This is a genomic window from Micromonospora coerulea, from assembly GCF_016598485.1.
Taxonomy (GTDB): Bacteria; Actinomycetota; Actinomycetes; order Mycobacteriales; family Micromonosporaceae; genus Micromonospora; species Micromonospora coerulea.
Genome location: NZ_JAEMUW010000097.1, coordinates 1 through 996, shown reverse-complemented (window position 1 = coordinate 996; position 996 = coordinate 1). Strand labels below are relative to the sequence as shown.

Sequence of the window (996 nt, the reverse complement as noted above, 5' to 3'; positions counted from 1 at the left end):
CGCCTTGGGCTCCGTGGTCGGTGTGCATGATCGCTCCGTCGAGGCTGCCCCGGGTGCGCTTCGCCGCGTGGAGGGCGTCGATGACCAGGTCGGTGCGCATGTGGTCGGCGATCGCCCAGCCCGCGAGGCGGCGGGAGTGCAGGTCGATGACGGTGGCCAGGTAGAGGAAGCCGCGGTCACTGACCGGCAGGTAGGTGATGTCACCGACGTAGCGCTGGTTGACGGCCGGAGCGGTGAAGTCCCGGCCGATCAGGTCCGGTGCCTTCGCCGCGGCCGGGTCCGGCACCGTCGTACGAGTTCGTCTGCGCAGTCGTAGACCCTGCACGCCGAAGCGGCGCATCACCCGCGCGATCCGCTTACGGTTGACCGCCAGGCCGGCATCGCGCAGCTCAGCGGTGATCCTCGGTGCCCCGTAGGTGCCGTCGTGAGCGGCGTGCACCGCCCGGATCCGGCCCGCGAGAGCGACATCCGTGGCCTCTCGTGCCGCCCTGGCCGAGGCCGTGGACCGCCAGTAGTAGTAGTAGCTCGACCGGGACAACCCGATGATCTGACACAACCGCTTCACGCCATAGCGCTGCTGATGGTCGGCGACGAACTGGAAGCGGTTCACCAGCGCGTCTCCCCGGCGAAATACCGGGCCGCCTTCCGCAGAATGTCCCGCTCCTCTTCCAACCCCCGGATCCGCCGCCGCAACTGCGCGTTCTCGTCCTCCACCGAACCGGACGCCTGCGAGCCCGCCACGGAGGCCGCCGACCTGGCCGTTGCGCCCCTGCGTCGATCATCGGCGCGGACCCAGCTACGCAACGTCTCCCGGTTGACGCCGAGATCGTCAGCGATCTGCGCGATCGTCGTGCCAGGCCGAGACCGGTACAACGCGACCGCGTCGGCCTTGAACTCCGCGGGGTAGTGCTTGTTCACCATCTGTCAGGGACTCCTGATCTCCCAGGACCATCACGATCCAAGGTTCAAGTGTCCAGGACCAGGGGGCAACTCCCC

The 996-nt window shown here is 68.6% G+C and carries 1 pseudogene; it reads right to left on the bottom strand.

Features of this window, described 5'->3' with window-relative positions:
- Positions 1–921 (bottom strand): annotated as a pseudogene (locus I8N68_RS32440) (IS3 family transposase); the annotation flags it as partial.
- Positions 922–996 lie beyond the last annotated feature (75 nt).